This is a genomic window from Nonomuraea sp. NPDC049695 (genome assembly GCF_040674955.1).
Classification (GTDB): domain Bacteria; phylum Actinomycetota; class Actinomycetes; order Streptosporangiales; family Streptosporangiaceae; genus Nonomuraea; species Nonomuraea helvata.
Genome location: NZ_JBFANV010000007.1, coordinates 24,814 through 40,227, shown reverse-complemented (window position 1 = coordinate 40,227; position 15,414 = coordinate 24,814). Strand labels below are relative to the sequence as shown.

The following is a 15,414-nucleotide window of genomic DNA, read 5'->3' as shown; positions in this document are numbered from 1 at the left end:
CTGCGGGGCGTCTCTGATACGTGGAAGTCGAACTACTCACCCAACAAGAGGCCCTGGCGCGGCGGCGGGTCGACGTGGCGTCGATCTTCGCCGAGCACCACGTGGGCCTCGTCAGGCTGGCCCTGATCATGGTCGGCGACAGGGCCAGCGCCGAGGACGTGGTGCAGGAGGCGTTCGCGCGCACCCACGCGGGCCGCGGCCGGTTGCGCGACGCCGACAAGGCGCTGGCCTACGTCCGATCCGCGGTGCTCAACGGATGCCGGTCCGTGCTGCGCAGGCGGGCGACGGTGTTCCGGCGCGCGGTGCCGTACGAGCCGCCTGTCTGGTCGGCGGAGAGCGCCGCGCTCATGGGCGAGGAGCACCGCGAGGTGCTGCTGGCCCTGCGCGACCTGCCGCGCAGGCAGCGCGAGGCGCTCACGCTGCGCTACTACTTCGACCTGTCCGACCAGGAGATCGCCGACACCATGGGGATCGGCGCCAGCACGGTCAGGTCCACGATCGCACGAGGGCTGGCGGCCCTCGGCCGGGTGCTTGGGGAGGACTCATGACCAGCCGCGTGGAGGACAGACTGCGCGAGGCCCTCGTCGAGGCGGGGGCGACAGTGGACACCAGCGCGCTGAGGCCGTTGCGGGAGCCGCAGGGGCGGCGGTTCCGGGCGGACTTCCGGCTGGTGACGGCGGCGGCGGCGGTCGTGGTGCTCGCGGGGGCGGCGACGGCCGTGTGGCTTGTCGGTTCGGGCGACGAGAACCGTGCGGTGGTGGCCGGCCCGGGGCCTGTTGAGAGCACGGAGGTGGCCGTCTTCCTGTGTACGAAGTCGAGACCGAAGGAGTGCCAGGGACGCGACGTCAGCCGTGAAGAGACGGAGGCGGTCAAGCGGAAGCTGGAGGAGCTGCCACAGCTAGAAGAGATGTCCTTCGTAGGTCAAGAGGCCGCCTACAAGAATTTCCGGGCCGCTTTCGCGCACAACAAGGCGGTGCTGGACGCGGTCAAGGTCACCGATCTGCCGACGTCGTTCAGGCTGAAGCTCAAGAAGGGGGCCAGAACGCGGGTAGTGGAGGAGGCGCTTCGGGGCGTGCCCGGAGTGCTGGGCGTCATGGAGCAGGCTCCTCCCGAGGCGGAGTCGTCGAAGCCGCTGATCAGCGCGTTCCTCTGCAGCAAGGGGTCCGAAATTCCGGCGTGTGCCGGTAAGGCGGCGACGGCCGCCCAGAAGAAGGCCATCGAGAAGATGATCACGGCCATGCCTGGGGTTCAGGAGGTCGTCTTCGAGGACCGGGCGACGGCGTACGAGAAGTTCCGGCGCCTGTACCGGGACAACAAGGCGCTCATCGAGGCCACCAAGGTGACGGACATGCCGGAATCGTTCAGAGTGACGATGAAGCCCGAGGCGGAATGGGTCCCGGTGGTCCTCAAGCTGAGGCGGCAGCGGGGGGTGAGTCAGGCCCTCTACGCCCCATGTATGACCGACAGCGCCATGTTGAGCACCGCCTATGGGCTGTTGCTGTCGGATAGGGAGGCGTGCCCAGTAGGCAAGTGATCCGGCTCCCCCCTCACTCTCCGCCCGCGCCCCACGTAATGTGGCTGTACGACCCCTAGGCCGTCAGGAGGCGAGCTCGAGCCCATGGGAATGATCATGGCCGTGAGCTTCACCCGTTACGGGAGGCTCTACTACCTCGATCCCGGCGAGCACAGCCCGAAGGTGGGCGACAAGGTGCTCGTGCCGACGGACTCGGGTCCAGAGGTGGCGGAGTGCGTGTGGGCGCCGCAGTACACGAGTGAGGACATCGACGGGCTGCCGGTGTGCGCGGGCCTCGCGGGCGAGGAGCAGCTCGCCCGCGACGAGGCCAACAAGCGGCGCAGGGCCGAGGCGCGCAGCGTGTCCAAGCGGCTGATCAAGCGGCACACGCTGCCGATGAAGGTCGTCGGGATCGACTACCTCGACGAGGAGAACGTCTACACGGTCTACTTCTCGGCCCCGCACCGGGTCGACTTCCGCGCCCTCGTACGCGATCTGGCCCGTAACCTCCGGGCCAGGGTCGAGCTGCGGCAGATCGGGCCGAGGGACGAGGCGCGGCTGCAGGGCGGCATCGGCCCCTGCGGCCGTGACCTGTGCTGTGCCACGTTCCTGAAGGACTTCGAGCCGGTCTCGGTGCGGATGGCCAAGGATCAGGACCTTCCCGTCAATCCCCTGCGGATCGCGGGGGCGTGCGGGCGGCTCATGTGCTGCCTCAAGTACGAGCACCCGCTGTATGTCGAGACGCGTTACCGGATGCCCCGCAGCGGAAGCCGCGTGAGCACGCCGCAGGGCGACGGGACCGTGGTCGGGCACAACGTCCCCTCCGACACGGTGACGGTACGCCTGGACGACGGCGGCAGGCGCTGCGCGTGCCCCTCGGCCTCGGTGTGCTCGCCTCGCATCCAGCACGACACGATGTACGGCAAGGAGCAGGAGCCGGGGCACGATCAGGCATAAGCCGGAGGCTTCTTTCAGCCGGCCTGGAGCTCTATGACAGCGTGGCCAGAAAAGTTTCCACGGTCCTAATCCGGTACGTCGTGTCGTGTGGGAGTATCTTCGAGCGGGCATGACACTTATCCCGTCGGCACCCGAAGCACGTACAGGATCGGATGACAATGATCACGGTTGAGGGCGGGGAGCTGGTCTCCGAGGTCAAGGATCTTCGCGACGTTTCCTTTGCTGAAATCGGGGCCCCGGGGGAGCGGATGCTCGAAGATAATCTCCGCCGAATCATGCCGGACCGTTCCGCAACGCCTACGGTGCCGGTCGCGGCCTTCTCCAACTTCGTCTAGCTTCTAGTCAGGGACGGCTGAGTGGAGTGGTTACTCCTTTCCGGCAGTTCGTTCTGAAACTACACAGTAGATGCGATCTCGCCTGTAACCACTGTTATGTATACGAGCATGCCGATCAGAGCTGGCGTAGCCGTCCCAAGGTCATATCCGCCCAAACCGTTGGCCGCGTAGCCGCGCGGATAGCGGAGCACGTGCGACGGCACGACGTGGACAGGATCGATGTCGTCCTGCACGGCGGTGAGCCGTTGCTCGCGGGGCATGAGCGCCTGGACGAGGTCGCTCGCGAGCTGCGTGGTGCGCTCGACGGGGACTGTCGGCTCGACCTTCACATCCAGACCAACGGGATCCTGCTCGACGAGCGCTTCTGCGATCTGTTCGCCGAGCACGGCATCCAGGTCGGCGTCTCGCTGGACGGCGACAGGGCCGCCAACGACCGCCATCGCCTGTACGCGTCGGGCAGGAGCAGTTACGACCAGGTCGTCCGGGCCGTCGAACTGCTCAGGAAACGGCCGGAAATCTATGCGGGCCTGCTCTGCACGATCGACGTGGCCAACGAACCGATCACGGTGTACGAGGCGCTGCGGAAGCTCCAGCCGCCCAGAACAGACTTCCTGCTCCCCTACGCCACCTGGGACAACCCGCCTGAGCGGTCGTCCACGACGGCATACGCCGACTGGCTGGCCGCCATATTCGAACGCTGGAACGCGGACGGCCGGCCGATGTCCGTGCGCCTGTTCGAGTCGATCATCCGGACGGCCAGGGGCGAGGCGAGCCTGTCGGAGGCGGTCGGGCTCGAGCCGAGCACGATGATCGTCATCGACACCGACGGCTCGTACGAACTCGTCGACTCGCTGAAGGTCGCGTACGACGGCGCCCCGGCGACCGGCTATGACGTCTTCCAGCACGCCCTTGACGAGGTCGCCGCCCATCCCGGTGTCCTCGCCAGGCAGGGCGGGCTGGAGAGCCTGTCGGCCACCTGCCGCGAATGCCCCATTGTCACGAGTTGCGGGGGCGGGCTCTACACGCACAGGTTCCGGGCGGGGTCGTTCGACAATCCCAGCGTCTACTGCGCGGATCTCTTCAAACTGATCACTCACATACGGGACGAGACCGAGGTGCCCGCGCACAAGCTCCCCTACGCCACCCTCGACTCGCTCGCGACCGGATTCGGCGGCGCGGCCGACATCGAGCGGTTGGCGGACGCGCAGCTCAGCCTGCGCCGCGCGCTGATCGCCGCGCTGCGCGCGCGTGCCGCCGACGGGGTGTGGGAGCTGTTCACCCGGCTCGACCGGCACCATCGCGAAGCGCTCGAAGCGGTGCTGGCGCATCCGTACGTCCGGGTGTGGGCGGTGGAGTGCCTGAGCGGCGCGGGCGAGGCCACGTACCTGGCGAACATCGCGGCGGCGGCGCTGATCCGCGCGGGCCAGGACGTGACGCTGCGGGTGGCCGTCGAGGAGGGCGCCGTCCACCTGCCGACCGTGGGCACGCTGCGCGGCGTGGACGGGGACACGGTGACGCTCGTCGCGCAGGCGGGTGACATCGGGATCGCCGGAACCACGGGGCCGGAGTGGCTTGCGGTGCGGACGGTGAGCTGCGGCGACTTCTCGCTCGTCCTGGAGGACGCCGACCCGCATCGCGACTGCCACCAGTGGCCGGCGGCGGACCGGCTGGACGAGAGCGCGCTGAGCACCTGGCAGCGGTCGTTCGAGGCGGCGTGGTGCCTCATCGAGAAGGAATACCCCCAATACGCCCAGGGCCTGCGCGGCGGGCTCATCACGCTGACCCCGCTGGCCCCCGCTCCCGCCGGGCGCGACGTGAGCTCCACCGCCCGCCACGCCTTCGGCGCCGTCGCGGCGGCGCTGCCCGGTGACCCCGCGACGCTCGCCCTGCTGCTCATCCACGAGTACCAGCACGTCAAGCTGGGCGCCGTGCTCGACCTGTTCGACCTGTTCGACAAGAACGACACCCGGCTCTACCACGCGCCCTGGCGTACGGATCCCAGGCCGTTGGAGGGGCTGTTCCAGGGGACGTACGCACACATCGGGGTGACCGATTTCTGGCGTACGCGGCGAAATGTGGTACGAGGCGCGGCGCGGGTCAAGGCGCAGGAGGAGTTCGCCCGCTGGTGTGGCCATACCCTCGCGGCCACCGGCACGCTGGCCGGCAGCCAGGCGCTGACCCCGCTGGGCGAGAGGTTCGTCGCCCGGATGCGGCAGACGGTGGCGGCGTGGCAGGAGGCCGGCGAGGTCGTGACCGGCTAAAGGCGGGACAGTATTCTGCGTGGCGATATGTACGTCCGGAAAAATCCGAATATGTGACAGGTGGACGCGCTTGATGTCCCATTCGACGGACAGCCTGGGAGGTTGATGTCAAGAATGCCGCCTTCCGGGGGCCGGGCAATTAGCGTATTTTTTCCTTAGTTATGCGCATGCGCCCTCGGCGGCCAAGACTGATGGAGCCAGGAGACGGCGATGCCCAAGGACGAAAACGAAGGCAGGATCGTCACGTTCTACTCCTACAAGGGAGGCACCGGGCGGACGATGGCGGTGGCCAATGTCGCCTGGGTGCTGGCCAGCAACGGGCTGCGCGTGCTGGCCATGGACTGGGATCTGGAGTCACCGGGGCTGCACCGCTTCTTCCGGCCGTTCCTCGACGACAGCGTGATGAGCGCGACCACCGGCTTGATCGACATCGTCAACGAGTACAGGTGGGAGGCCGCGAGCTCGCGCCGGCACGACGCCGACTGGCATCTTGAGTACGCCAAGGTGGTGCCGCACGCGGTTTCGCTGGAGTGGCGCTTCCCGCGGGAGGGCACTCTGGACTTCCTCTCCGCCGGGGAGCAGAACCGCGACTACTCCTCGCTGCTGTCCGCCTTCGACTGGGACACCTTCTACGAGAGGCTGGCCGGCGGCAGCTTCCTGGATGCCTTACGGGCCGACATCAGGCGCAACTACGACTACTGCCTGATCGACAGCAGGACCGGCTTGAGCGACATCGCCGACATCTGCACGATCGACATGCCGGACATCGTCGTCGACTGCTTCACGATGAGCGATCAGGGCATCGACGGCGCGGCGCGGGCCGCGAGGGCGATCAGCGAACGTCACGACCGCCGTCGCAGGATCCTGCCCGTCCCGATGCGGGTGGACGACGGCGAGAAGAAGAAGGCGGACGCCGGCCGGGCGTACGCGCGTTCCCGGTTCGAGCGCTTCCTCGTGGACATGCCCGCCGAGGATCGGGAGCGTTACTGGGGGGCGGTGGAGGTGCCGTACAAGCGCTTCTACGCCTTCGAGGAGACACTGGCGGTCTTCGGCGACGCCCCGCGGTCGCCGGGGTCGCTGCTCGCGTCCTTCGAGCGGCTGACGGAGGTGATCACGCAGGGCGAGGTCACCGGCCTGGCGCCGATGGAGGAGCCGGTACGGCTGCGCTGGCTGGAGTCGTTCACGAGGAGAGAGCCTGCCCTGCAGCAGGAGATCCTGCTCAGCTACGCGCCGGAAGACCGCATGTGGGCCGACTGGATCGCGATCGTGCTCCGGCAGGCCAACCTCCGGGTCACCCCGCAGGCGCTGTCGGCGGTCGGGGACGGCAATGGAGCCAGGTCCGCGGACGGTGTCGTGGCCGTGGTGTCCACGGCGTATCTGCGGGATTTCCAGGCCGCCGCCTGGGCGACGTCCACCGGGCCCGAGCTGAACCTGGCGCCCAGGCTGACGATCCTGCGGGTCTCGGGCGACCTGCGGCTGGACCCGCCCTTCTCGGAGCAGCCGGCCGTCGATCTCTTCAGGCTCTCGCCCGCGCAGGCCGCCGAGGCCGTCCTGCGCGCGGTCGGCAAGCCCACCACCGTGGTCAACGACCCGGCGGTGCTGAGCGCCCGCTTCCCCGGTGCGGTGCCCGCTGTCTGGAACGTCGCGCCGAGGAACGCCGTGTTCACAGGGCGGGACAAGGCGCTGGAGAGCCTGCGCGACCAACTCGCCGGCGGCAACCAGGCCGTCGTGCTCCCGCAGGCGCTGTACGGGCTCGGCGGCGTCGGCAAGACGCAGGTGGCGCTGGAGTACGCCCACCGGTTCCAGGCCGACTACGACGTGGTGTGGTGGATCGCGGCGGAGCAGCCGGATCTGATCAACCCCGCCCTGGCCGAACTCGGCCGGCGGCTGCACCTGTCCGTCAGCGAGAGCATCGTGGAAGCGGCCGAAACGGTACGCGAGGCGCTGCGACGCGGCGAGCCGCACAAGCGCTGGTTGCTGATCTTCGACAACGCCGGCGATCCGGAGGACCTGCGGAGGTACATGCCCGGCGGCTCCGGGCACATCATCGTCACCTCGCGCAACCCGACCTGGGTCAGCATCGCCAAGCCGCTGGAAGTGGACGTGTTCAGCCGGGAGGAGAGCCTGGAGCACCTGATGCGCACGGTGCCCGGCCTCAACCCGGAAGAGGCCCTGCGGGTGGCGGAGGCGCTGGGTTACCTGCCGCTCGCCATCGCGCAGGCCGCGGCGTGGCTGAGAGAGACCGGCCAGCCCGCCTCCGATTACGTCGAACTGCTGCAGAGCCAGGCGGCCGTCGTGCTGTCGGCGAACCAGGCCGCCGACTACCCGAGCCCGGTGGCGGCCACATGGAACGTCTCGCTGAGCCAGCTCAAGGAGCGTTCGCCCGCCGCCGAACGGCTGTTGCAGCTGTGCGCCTTCTGCTCGCCCGACCCCATCTCGCTGTCGCTGCTCTACAGCAACGAGACGATGAACGTGCTCGTGCCGTTCGACGAGTCGCTCCGGGGGGAGAAGCTCGTGCTCGGCCGGGTCATCAGGGAGATCAGCAGGTTCGCGCTGGCCAAGATCGATCAGGGCGGCAACACGCTGCAGGTCCACCGCCTCGTCCAGGCCGTCATCCGCGGCCAGATGGCGCAGGAGGAGAGGGACAAGGTCTCGCACGAGGTGCACCGCATCCTGGTGGGGGCCCGGCCCCGCCAGGGTGAGGTGGACGACCCGGAGAACTGGGAGAAGTACGACCTCATCTGGCCTCACCTCCTCCCGTCGAACGCCGAGACGTGTGTGGAGGAGGAGACCAAGCAGCTCCTGACCGAGCGTGTGCGGTACTGGTGGAAGCGCGGCGACTACGACAACGCCCTGCAGCTCGGCGAGCGCCTGTCCACGTTCTGGGAGCAGGAGTTCGGCCGGCTGGAACGACAGCGGCTGCATCTGCTGACCAACATCGCCAACGTGCAGCGCTCGCGTGGCATGCTGCAGGAGGCGTACGAGCTGGAACAGTGGGTCTGGGGCCATCAGCGCGCGCTGCTCGGCGAGAACCACCCGCACACGCTGCTGACCGCCAGCGGGGTCGCCGCGGACCTGCGGGCGCTCGGGCAGTACCGCGAGGCGCTGGCACAGGACAAGGAGGTCTACGAACGCTGGAAGGAGATGTACGGCGAGGACCACCCGCGGGCGCTGCGGTCGGCCAACAACCTGGCCGTCTCCTACCGCCTCGTCGGCGACTGGCGCAACGCGAAGGCTCTCGACGGCGACATCTATCAGCGCATGCTCCAGGCGCTGGGGCCGATGAACCCCGACACGCTCAACTCGGCGCAGAACTTCGCCAGGGACATGCGTGAAGCGGGAGATCTCGAGGCTTCGATCGCTCTGCTGCGACAGACGCTCCAGCATTACGTGGACCTGAACTACGACGACTATCCCGTCGCGCTGCGCGCCACGAAGAGCCTCGCGGTCTCGCTGCGCAGGGCCGGGCAGCGCAAGGAGGCGGGCGAGCACGCTCGTGACGTCTACAGCCGTTACATCCGGCTCTACCCGGCCGATCCCGAGGCCAAGGCGGCCGCGCTGGAGCTCGCCTGCTGCATGTCCTCAGCGGGTGACAAGGCGGCGGCCAGGGACATGGCGCGCACGGTGATGAAGGACTACAGCGAGCTGCTCGGTCCTGAGCATCCGTACACGTCGGCCGCGGCCAACAACCTCTGCTCGTACCTGCGCGGGCTCGGCAGCCTCGGGGAGGCCCGCGCGATGGGCGAGGGCAGTCTCGCCGCGCTGCGCCGCCATCTCGGGGACACCCACCCGTTCACGCTGGCCTGCTCGATCAACGTGGCGAACTGCGCCGCCGACCAGGGGGAGCTGGAGACGGCCGAGGACATAGAGCGGCGTACGCTGATCGGCCTCATCGCCACGCTGGGCGAGGACCATCCTGATGTGCTGGCCTGCCAGGCCAACCTGTCGATCACCTTGCGCGCGCTCGGCAAGGAGAGAGAGGCGGACGACCTACGCGCAAGGACTCTCGCCGCGGTGACCGCCAAGTTGGGCGAGACGCATCCATGCACCCAGGCACTGCAGAAATGGCGACGCGTCAACAGAGACCTCGAACCACAGCCCACCTGACACTCAGCCGGCCGGTTGGACGAGCTCCCGGGTGAGCCACGGCAGCACCCGGGGCAGGACGCTGAGCGCGTCGAGATGCGCCAGCCCGCTCTGTATGCAGACCGTCGCGTTCGGGATGCGCCGGCCCAGCCAGCGGGCGTGCCCCACGGGGGCGAACACGTCGTTCTCGCCGTGCCACACCAGGGTCGGCACCCGGATGACGGCCGGGTCGAACCCCCAATCGGAGCTGAACGCCAGCACGTCGTCCACCCACCCGTCCGCCGAGTGGCGCAGGGCCTCGGTGAAGTTGCGGACCATCATCCGGCGCAGCCCGTGGTCGGAGACGATCCGGCGGTCGGCCCGCCCGCCCTCCTGAGCGATGGAGAGCACCTTGCCCTCAGGATCCGCCCGGATCTGGCTCGCGAGCGAGGCCAGGCGGGTGGCCGCGAGATGCGGGCCCGCCCGCGCCACCAGATATTCGAAGACATTCGACTCCGCCATGCCCGCGAACCAGTCGAGCCCCTCGGCGCTGTGCGGGGCGAGGCTGACCAGCGCGGCCGCTCGCCTCGTGCGCTCGGGAAGCAGCGCGGCGCAGGCGAGCGCGTGCGGCGCGCCGCCCGACCGCCCCACGACCGCAAAACCGTCGACCTCGAGCGCGTCCGCGATCGCCGCCACATCCGCGGCGATGCTGGCCACCGTCCTGTTCGGCATCCTGTCCGACAGCCCGTATCCCGGCCGGTCAAAGGTGATCAGCCGGACACCCAGCCGATAGAGCACCTGCGCGCGCGGAGACGGGCCGAGCCTGCTGCCCGGGGTGCCGTGCAGGAGGAAGACGGGGGTGCCGTCGGGCTTACCCCGCTCCTCGACCGCCAGCTTTCTGCCATCCGGTGCGACCACGATACGGGGCAAGACATCCTCCGTCTGATCTTGGGAGAAGTGCCCGGACAGTACGGTCACGGTACTACGGCGCGGCAGGCCGGTGAATACCCGAGCGAGGCCGCCCGGTTCGGGGTGGTAGATCGATGGGAGCGAGAACCCCTTGGGCTCCTGTAGACTCTTCGAAGCTACAGAGCCCGCCGCCTTAGCTCAGTCGGCCAGAGCACTTCACTCGTAATGAAGGGGTCTGGGGTTCGAATCCCCAAGGCGGCTCCAGTTCAGAGGCCCTTCCGGATCATCCGGGAGGGCCTTTTGCAACTCCCAGCACGTCTCGAGCTCCCGGATAGTGTCGACATCGGCAACTCCGCACCGACGTCCCAGTCGAGCGACGGAGCGGCCGTCGCACGAGACGAGAGCTGACAGCCATGAAGTACGTGATCCTGATCCACTCCAATCCGCAGCCGTGGGGACACCCCACCAGCGACTACCTTGCTGCCTACCAGGAGTTGCCAGATGGCGTGCGCGAGCGGCTGAACGCCGAATTCGAGCAGGTGATGTCCGAACTGCAGGCCAACGGCGAACTGCTCGGCGGAGAGGCGCTCGGCGACCCCGCGGCCGCACGACTGTACCGGTGGCAGGACGGCTCTCCGCTGGCGAGCGACGGCCCGTACTCGGAGGCCAAGGAGCATCTGGCCGGGTTCTTCCTCATCGACGTCGAGAGCCAGGCCCGCGCGGAAGAGGTCGCCGCCAAGTTCGCCGGCCCCGGAGAGACGGTGGAGTTGCGGCCGATGATGTGGCCGGGCGGCGACGACCAATAGCGATCTCAGGCAGGTCGTACGGTGCGGCAGATACTCGCGGACGTGTGGCGTCGGGAGGCGCCACACGTCCTCGGTGCGCTTGTGCGGAGGTACGGCGACCTGGGAGACTGCGAGGACGCGGCCCAGGAAGCCGCGGAGGCCGCTGCTTCTCAATGGCCCATCGGTGGGGTTCCCGACAATCCGAGGGCGTGGCTGATCCGAGTCGCGTCGCGGCGCCTGATCGACCGGGCCCGGGCCGACTCGGCCCGCGCCCGCCGCGAGGTGCTGGACGGGGCGCGACAGCCGGATGATGCCGGCGTGGCGCCTGGAGCGGACGAGGTTCCCGCAACTGAGGTCGACGACAGGCTCCGCCTGTTCTTCCTGTGCTGTCATCCTGCACTGAGCAGGCCGTCGCAGGTGGCGCTCAGCCTGCGGGCGGTAGCCGGGTTGAGCGTGGAGCAGATCGCGACCGCGTACCTGGTGCCGGTCCGCACGATGACCCAGCGCCTCAGCCGCGCCCGCGCGATGCTGCGTGGCGCGGGCGCACGGTTCGCGATGCCGTCCGAGAAGGAACTGCCGGCCCGGGTGGCCGCTGTGCTCGACGTCTGCCACCTGGTGTTCACTGAGGGCTACACGCGCACCTCCGGTGGGACCCTGGCCGACGTCGAACTCGCCGAGGAGGCGATCCGGCTCACCCGCCAGGTGCACGTTGCACTGCCCGACCATGACGAGGTGTCCGGCGCGTTGGCGCTGATGCTGCTCACGCACGCGCGGCTGCCGGCGCGGACCGACTCTGCCGGTGATCTGGTGCCGCTTGCCGAGCAGGACCGCTCCCGCTGGCGGCGCGATCTGATCGCCGAGGGTGTCGCGCTGTTGGAGCAGACGCTGCCGCGGGGGCACGTCGGCCGTTACCAGATCCAGGCGGCGATCGCCGCGGTGCACGCGGAGGCATCGACCTACCAGGCCACCGACTGGATGCAGATCAGCATTCTGTACGACATGCTGAGCCGAGTCGCTCCCTCCCCGACTGTGACGCTCAACCATGCCGTCGCCGCTGCGATGGCCCACGGCCCGGCGGTCGGCCTGGCCCTGATCGATCCACTGCTGACCGATCCCGCGATGCGGCGGCATCACCGGCTGTATGCCGTACGCGCCCATCTGCTGGAGCTGAACGGCGATGTGGAGACGGCGGCCGAACATTACCTGCGGGCCGCGGAGCTGACGACGAGCCTGCCGGAGCAGCGCTACCTCAACCGGCGACTGCGCCGGCTGGGACGCTAGGCAGCGTCGGCAATGCGCTGTCATGTTGATCGTGAGTTATGGATCATGTAGAGGGTGATCCGTCGCCATGAGCTGTCCGATGCGGGGTGTGCACGAGTGGGTGTGACCTGCGGTTGTGGCCTCCTGCTCGGCCGTCGGCCAGGTCCGCCAGCCCTGCTGGACCAGCAAGGTCAAAACCATGCTCGGCATAAGCTCATTTCCAGTGGCGAGCCGCTCCAGCAGCAACGGCACCAGGCTCTTCACGTCGTCGCTGGTCCCGACCGTGCCCCCAAGGCTGATCGTCAACGAGAACAGGTCATGCTCATCCACCAGCACGGAACCACGACAGTGCGGACACCCTTCAAGCACTGTCCGGCGCGGGTAGCGGACGAACGTCTCCCGGAGCCGTCCCACCGCCGCAGCCAGTCCGTCGTCCATCCGGCCAAGTGCCGCACGGAGCGTCCGTGGACGTGGAAGTCGGGCGAGTGGGGCGGAAGTCGGCCGAACGTGCGCGTCACCGCGTGGTTCCCCTGCGTGGGGGAGGCCGGTCCCTCGTCTTGGTGATCATCGGAGTCCGGTGTGGCTGCGATCGTCCGTACATGACCATCCACATGCCCGTGCCCGGCGTGCCCCGCTGGGCCAAGATCGCCGCTTGGACGATCGCCCTCGCTGTGCTGCCCGCCAGCCTGTGGCGGATCGGGGCGATGACCTTCCACCTGCCGATCATCACTCCGTCGCCCATCGGCCCCGAGCCGACGCTGGGGATGCCGGGCGAACTGTACGTGGTGCTGCTGTCGATCTTCTCGGAAGCGGTGGCGTTCACCGCCTTCGGCCTGATCGCGAGCTGGGGTGAGGTGTTCCCACGCTGGATCCCGGCGCTGGGCGGCCGCAGGGTGCCGCCGCTGGCCGCCGTAGTCCCCGCCGCGCTCGGGGCCGCCGTGCTCACGTGGATGTGGACGTTCGTGGCCGTCAACATCCTGCGCGGCCAGGACGTCCACGGCCGCGCGCTTCCCTCGTACTTCCCCTTGAACTTCGACGACTGGAAGGGCGTGCTGGCCGTCGTGGCCTACGCGCCGCTGCTGCTGTGGGGGCCGCTGCTGGCGGCCCTGGCGGTCGCGTACTGGCGTCGCCGTCACAGGCCCTCTCGGTAGGAACAATGTCCGGCATGGATCTACGATCGGAATTGCTTCCCCCACCGGTGCCCAGGGAACTCGTGGAGCGGCTGAGCGCTGAGATCGACCGGATCGCCCAACTCATAGAAGAAGGCAGAATGCCGGAGGCGCGCCAGGCCGTAGCAGCGCTCAATGAGCAGACCGGCCACAGCTACGAGCCTCGACATTTCGCCGCGTACTGGGAGTCGGAAGATCTGGAGGATGTCGCCAGGAACGCCGCCCGCCCGGCCCCAGCGAAAGTGCCGGACATAACCCAGGCAGAACTGGCAGAAGTCGTGCGCCGGATCATGGAGGCCGACCCGGAGAGCGATCACTACTTGGCGCTGCTCGAAGCCGATGTGCTGCACCCAGGGGTCAGCGACCTGATCTTCTGGCCTCCGGAAGAGCTGCGAGACGCCACCCCGGAGGAGATCGTCGAAGCCGCTCTGCGTTACCGCCCTATCCCCTTGTGAAACCGACCCGCGCTCTCGCCGTGCTACTCGATCACGAGCCCCGGTTCGCCAGGAGGAGCAGCAGGCCGGTCAGATCGTCGCCTTGGGGCGCGCGTGTGCAGGTTCCGCGTGCGATGAGTTGTTCGGTGATCTCCCAAATCAGCTCGTGGGAGATGATCACGGTGGCCACGGTCCGATCGTCGGTGGAGACGTACCTGTGCGCCTCCTGGCAGGCGCGGCTCAGCAGGAAAGCGGAGACGGGAGCGGCGAGCGCGGAGGCAAGGTCGTCGAGGGCGTCGCCCACCCCGACGAGCGGTATCGCAGAGCGGCCGTCGTCGAGCCGCACACGCCAGAGATGTCCTTCCGGATCGGTGACCACGGTCGTGTGGCGATCTCGCAGCGACTCCGCCATCCCGGGCGTGGTGGCCAAGTCGTCCAGGCGGCGCAGGGTGGCCTCCGACCAGACGGCCACCAGGGTGAGATCCTCGTCCAGGCGGTAGAAGTTCGTGCCGGAACTGCCGGCGCGTGGTGGGTGGATGGCCCAGAATGCCCCGTTCCACCATGGGCGCTCAGCAGTCAGCGTCGTGTCAGGCACGGCGGCTTCGGCGCGCAACTGCTGCCACAGCAGCAGGTCCAGCGCGTAGCCGAACACCATGGCGTACAAGCTGTGACGAAGCCCGCGGTGCCGCAGTTCCGCGGCGATGTCTCGGGTCGGCTTCTCGACGGCGTCCACCAAAGGAGTCGCCAGCCGGCGTAGAGCTGCCCGCAGAGGGGTCATCTCGCGTACGCCCAGCACCGGGAAGGCGGTCCGGAGCTTCTCGCCATCACGTTCCAGGAGCCCGAACTCCAACAGCTGAGAGAGCTGCGCGTCGGAAATGTCTAAATGGCTTCTCAGGGCACCGTGCCGTGCCGCGTACAAGATCCGTCCGTTGTTGCCGTCGGACACCACTTGGTGGGGCGTTCGTTTCGCATTTGGGCAGTAGCAGTGCAGCGCCCACAGGGCAAGGTCCTCGGGATCGGACATCTCAGGCGCTGCGTCATCCATCCGGCCAGTGTCCGACATCCCCGCGATCTTGTCATCACGTCGTTTGTCAGAGGGACGATCAACGCACGTCTTCCCAGATCGACCGGTGGCTGTCAGCAATTGAGGGTGGCGGTGCTCTGGGGCCGGCCCGAGATGGGGTCCAAGGTTATGGGGAACGTTCGCCCGTCGGCCACCTGGATCTCCACCGAACTCGGCCCCGTCCACTTGACCGACTCGAAGGTGTCGTCGGGGGCGTCGTCGTTGAAGCAGCCGAGATCCCACTCCCTACTGAGCAACCCTCCGTCCCTGCGGACGCTGAGCCACATCACCCTGTCCGGCCCGAGACCCGCCGGCGACTGCTGGAGCCGGATCCGGTACGGGGCCGGTCCGTCGACGAAGCCGACATCCTCGGTAGCGGTGAATGCGAGGGCGAACAGCCCCACGAACAGCGCGCCACCCGCGCCCAGCCAGGCAAGGATGCCGATCAGGAGGCGTAGCCACCTCCACCGCAGCCCGACGGCGGCCCATGCCATCAGGAGGCAGGCCAGCGCACCGAGCGCGAACGGATGATTCAGGTGTTCCCTCAAGAGGACCAGATCGGAGTCGTGGAAGTACGCCAGCGCCGCGAGGCCGCCCGCGCAGAGTGAGGCGGCCGGCAGCACGAGTGAGCGAGGAGACATCGCGGATCCCGTCGGTGAGGCA

The 15,414-nt window shown here is 68.4% G+C and carries 14 protein-coding genes and 1 tRNA gene; 11 read left to right on the top strand and 4 right to left on the bottom strand.

Features of this window, described 5'->3' with window-relative positions; genetic code table 11:
- Positions 1-20 precede the first annotated feature (20 nt).
- The 6 genes from AB0J64_RS08720 (at position 21) to fxsT (ending at position 9,173) form a co-directional block, all read left to right on the top strand.
- Entirely contained in the window at positions 21-548 is a 528-nt protein-coding gene (locus AB0J64_RS08720; RefSeq protein ID WP_345000516.1) for a SigE family RNA polymerase sigma factor, read from the top strand.
- Positions 545-1,534, top strand: a complete 990-nt coding sequence (locus tag AB0J64_RS08715; protein WP_364022824.1) for a permease-like cell division protein FtsX — start codon at positions 545-547, stop codon at positions 1,532-1,534. Before AB0J64_RS08720 ends, AB0J64_RS08715 begins: the two co-directional genes overlap by 4 nt.
- Positions 1,535-1,624: 90 nt before the next feature.
- Positions 1,625-2,470: a regulatory iron-sulfur-containing complex subunit RicT gene (ricT, locus tag AB0J64_RS08710; protein WP_364023327.1), complete on the top strand. Its 846-nt coding sequence runs from the start codon at positions 1,625-1,627 to the stop codon at positions 2,468-2,470.
- Positions 2,471-2,628: 158 nt separating this feature from the next.
- Positions 2,629-2,805, top strand: coding sequence for a hypothetical protein (locus tag AB0J64_RS08705; RefSeq protein WP_364022821.1), 177 nt, complete (start codon positions 2,629-2,631; stop codon positions 2,803-2,805).
- A gap of 26 nt (positions 2,806-2,831) precedes the next feature.
- A complete protein-coding gene (locus AB0J64_RS08700) occupies positions 2,832-5,066 on the top strand; it encodes an FxsB family cyclophane-forming radical SAM/SPASM peptide maturase (protein ID WP_364022818.1) in 2,235 nt (744 codons plus the stop codon).
- Between the two features lie 210 nt (positions 5,067-5,276).
- Positions 5,277-9,173: an FxSxx-COOH system tetratricopeptide repeat protein gene (gene fxsT / locus AB0J64_RS08695; RefSeq protein ID WP_364022815.1), complete on the top strand. Its 3,897-nt coding sequence runs from the start codon at positions 5,277-5,279 to the stop codon at positions 9,171-9,173.
- 3 nt (positions 9,174-9,176) lie between these two features.
- Here fxsT and AB0J64_RS08690 read toward each other — a convergent pair whose 3' ends face one another.
- Complete coding sequence (locus tag AB0J64_RS08690) at positions 9,177-10,061, bottom strand: alpha/beta hydrolase (RefSeq protein WP_364022812.1); 885 nt, start codon at positions 10,059-10,061, stop codon at positions 9,177-9,179.
- A gap of 166 nt (positions 10,062-10,227) precedes the next feature.
- Between AB0J64_RS08690 and AB0J64_RS08685 the strand changes: the two genes are divergently transcribed.
- The 3 genes from AB0J64_RS08685 to AB0J64_RS08675 all read left to right on the top strand — a co-directional run bounded on the left by AB0J64_RS08685 (position 10,228) and on the right by AB0J64_RS08675 (position 12,106).
- Positions 10,228-10,304 (top strand) — tRNA-Thr (locus tag AB0J64_RS08685).
- Positions 10,305-10,453: 149 nt separating this feature from the next.
- A complete protein-coding gene (locus AB0J64_RS08680; protein ID WP_364022809.1) occupies positions 10,454-10,846 on the top strand; it encodes a YciI family protein in 393 nt (130 codons plus the stop codon).
- A gap of 21 nt (positions 10,847-10,867) precedes the next feature.
- Positions 10,868-12,106, top strand: coding sequence for a DUF6596 domain-containing protein (locus tag AB0J64_RS08675; protein ID WP_364022806.1), 1,239 nt, complete (start codon positions 10,868-10,870; stop codon positions 12,104-12,106).
- A gap of 36 nt (positions 12,107-12,142) precedes the next feature.
- Here AB0J64_RS08675 and AB0J64_RS08670 read toward each other — a convergent pair whose 3' ends face one another.
- Positions 12,143-12,523 (bottom strand): hypothetical protein, encoded by a 381-nt coding sequence (locus AB0J64_RS08670; protein WP_364022803.1) that lies wholly within the window; start codon positions 12,521-12,523, stop codon positions 12,143-12,145.
- A 161-nt stretch (positions 12,524-12,684) separates the two neighbouring features.
- On the opposite strand from AB0J64_RS08670, the gene AB0J64_RS08665 reads away from it, so the two are divergent.
- Positions 12,685-13,236: a hypothetical protein gene (locus AB0J64_RS08665; RefSeq protein WP_364022800.1), complete on the top strand. Its 552-nt coding sequence runs from the start codon at positions 12,685-12,687 to the stop codon at positions 13,234-13,236.
- Between the two features lie 14 nt (positions 13,237-13,250).
- Complete coding sequence (locus tag AB0J64_RS08660; RefSeq protein WP_364022797.1) at positions 13,251-13,709, top strand: bacteriocin immunity protein; 459 nt, start codon at positions 13,251-13,253, stop codon at positions 13,707-13,709.
- A 31-nt stretch (positions 13,710-13,740) separates the two neighbouring features.
- Here AB0J64_RS08660 and AB0J64_RS08655 read toward each other — a convergent pair whose 3' ends face one another.
- Positions 13,741-14,832, bottom strand: a complete 1,092-nt coding sequence (locus AB0J64_RS08655; RefSeq protein ID WP_364022794.1) for a hypothetical protein — start codon at positions 14,830-14,832, stop codon at positions 13,741-13,743.
- The gene (locus AB0J64_RS08650) at positions 14,826-15,392 is read right to left on the bottom strand and encodes a hypothetical protein (protein ID WP_364022791.1); all 567 of its coding nucleotides are present in this window, start codon (positions 15,390-15,392) and stop codon (positions 14,826-14,828) included. Before AB0J64_RS08650 ends, AB0J64_RS08655 begins: the two co-directional genes overlap by 7 nt.
- Positions 15,393-15,414 lie beyond the last annotated feature (22 nt).